The organism is Rufibacter glacialis, from assembly GCF_008271745.1.
GTDB lineage: Bacteria > Bacteroidota > Bacteroidia > Cytophagales > Hymenobacteraceae > Nibribacter > Nibribacter glacialis.
The window spans coordinates 1-2,305 of sequence record NZ_VKKZ01000008.1; the positions used below are offsets into that span (position 1 = coordinate 1).

The following is a 2,305-nucleotide window of genomic DNA, read 5'->3' on the forward strand; positions in this document are numbered from 1 at the left end:
CTTGTTTAGCAAAAAGCATAAAGTACCCAAGCCCAAAAAATAATATTAACAAGGTGGAAGCAAGAGTAAATAGATAGGCTTTTTTATCCATTAACCATTTGATTTTATATTTTAATTAATGCCAACGTCTAGTGCATGAGGCGTGCGAGGCCGTCGGCCGAAGCATGACTTATGCACCTTGTTAGGGCAAGTTATTTTTTAGTCACTACCAGCTTAGATACTAGGTTTTTCTCTGGTGCATGATTCACCTCTTCCTCAAAGGTTCTCCTTTTCACAAGAACAGTAGAATTGCCAGACCACTTGATTTCTAAAGGGCCCCAGTTATTCCCGATTTCCAGCCTCCATTCCTCTGCCAGCGAATCCCCCTGCACCTTCAGGTACTCCATTCCGTTGAAGTTGTAGCCTGCCTCTAAATCATAGCTGGCTGTGATGGCGGATTGCCCGTCGGGTGAGAAGTAAGGCAGCCCGCATATATACTTCTTGAAACCGTTCTTCTTGTTTACCAACAGCCAGGTGTTTCCCTCTGTGAACGGGACATGCACCAGGTAATAGTTCTGGCGCGGGAAGAAGTGTTCCAGGTTGTGGCCCATCTCTTTCTCCTTGTCCCACTGGGGGAGGCTTACCGTTTTCCCGTTGTCCAGTTTCAGGACAAGCATGGAGTCCTTGACGCTGCAAAGGCCTGCCCACTTGGCTAGGAGCATCTTCTCCACCGCCTGAACTCCGTCATAATAGTCCATTCCCTTTGAGACGCGCTGCCTCTCCTTGAAGTCATCAAATATTGAGGGGAAAGTCGTCTTCTGTGAAGGTGAGAAGTGGAGGATGTAACCCTTAAGGCTGATGGTATCCGTCTCTTTTACCGTGATTGACTTATCTGCTATTTCAGGTGAGGATGTTTGTAGGTCAGAAGAGGAGTCGGCAATAGGGGACGGGGTGGCGATTACCTCAACAGGTGCTACCGCTTTGCCCTCTTCTGTTTTTTTGCCTTGGCAGGAAACTATGAAGGCACAAACTGCCAATAATAAAATATTTAATCGCTTATTCATTCTTATTAATTTGCCCTAACGGACTAGTATAAACGACGGCGGAGGCCGTCGGCCGAAGGCTGACGTTTATGCCTTGTTAGCCAAAGTTCTTTTTTAGTTTTTTCTCTTAAAAACAATGAACTGATTCAATACAGGGCCAAAGTAGTTTTTGTCGAGCGATATTGTCCTGATGTCCAGTTCTATTCTGTCTTTTATTGGGTCGTCCCAATGTCCGTCCCAGCAACAGTATAATTCTAAATCTTCTATTTCAGTCCGCTTATTTATGAATTCCAGTAGCCTTGTCGGTGATTTTTTGTTGTCCTGCTCTTCGGGGTTGTCAAATTCTTCCGAGTCGAACACTAACCCGCAAGAGCAATTTGTGTCTGAACCGACATAATACAGGAACGGGTTTTTAAACTTTGGCCGAATACCTTTTTCTTTCTCTTCTGAAAGCTCTTCAAAGTAGATGTCCGTTTCATTGGGCACAAATTTGCCAACCTCTTGCTTTTCAGTCGTGCCTATGTAAACGGAATAACACATCTATTTTATTTATATGAATTTTGGCTAACGTCTAGTGTAAGCGGCGGCGAAGGCCGTCGGCCGATGCTGGCGTTTATACAGTGTTAGCACCTGTTTTTTATTTCTTTACCGCACCAAGGACAAAACTTAATAGATATTCCTGAAGTGCCTCCGTCATGAATCAATATTCTGTATTGGCTTCCCTTTTCATCTCTATCAAGAATCACATCTGGGCAGTCGTAGGCTGAATCATGAATTTCACACTTTTTATTAAACTGGGAAGCCATCATTCTACAGCAAGACCTGATTCTTCTCTTTGGCTCTGCCTCTTTCAGTACTTTATCGTACTTCCTTTTTATTTCTTCCTTTGCCAGGTCGCTTGTTTTTATCGTGAAGTTCCCTTTTCTAAAGGCTTTTTTGGCTAGTTGGTGGAGCAAACAATACATGGCCCAAATAAAATACCCCTCCGCGGTGCTTTCGGATTCTTCCTCCGCGGCATTCCATGCGTCTATTAGATTCTGAGAGTGGAAGCCAATCGTACCTTGAACAAATCTTCCATCGCTGATGTCAAGCTGTTCAGGGAATAGCTGATTTATTTCGTTATATATAGTTTCAAAATCCATTTTTAAAATTGGTGCTAACGGCCGCGGCTAAACGACGGCCAAGAGTTTTGCCTGGTTGTCTTTCAAAGTACCAACTCCGGCCGTAGAAAGCAAAGCGGCTGCACCTGAATACAACTTGGCTGACGTTTAGCTTGTGTTAGA

General features: G+C 44.1%; 4 protein-coding genes. 1 reads left to right on the forward strand and 3 read right to left on the reverse strand.

What is annotated here, in order from left to right; all coding sequences use genetic code 11:
* Nucleotides 1–191: 191 nt before the first annotated feature.
* Entirely contained in the window at nt 192–737 is a 546-nt protein-coding gene (locus tag FOE74_RS00930; RefSeq protein ID WP_149096737.1) for a hypothetical protein, read from the reverse strand.
* A gap of 100 nt (nt 738–837) precedes the next feature.
* Here FOE74_RS00930 and FOE74_RS00935 point away from each other — a divergent pair, with 100 nt between their 5' ends.
* The gene (locus tag FOE74_RS00935) at nt 838–1,062 is read left to right on the forward strand and encodes a hypothetical protein (protein WP_149096738.1); all 225 of its coding nucleotides are present in this window, start codon (nt 838–840) and stop codon (nt 1,060–1,062) included.
* A 74-nt stretch (nt 1,063–1,136) separates the two neighbouring features.
* On the opposite strand, the gene FOE74_RS00940 is transcribed toward FOE74_RS00935, so the two are convergent.
* Nucleotides 1,137–1,562, reverse strand: coding sequence for a hypothetical protein (locus tag FOE74_RS00940; protein ID WP_149096739.1), 426 nt, complete (start codon nt 1,560–1,562; stop codon nt 1,137–1,139).
* 83 nt (nt 1,563–1,645) lie between these two features.
* Nucleotides 1,646–2,164: a DUF6980 family protein gene (locus FOE74_RS21355; protein WP_225840587.1), complete on the reverse strand. Its 519-nt coding sequence runs from the start codon at nt 2,162–2,164 to the stop codon at nt 1,646–1,648.
* Nucleotides 2,165–2,305: the final 141 nt, after the last annotated feature.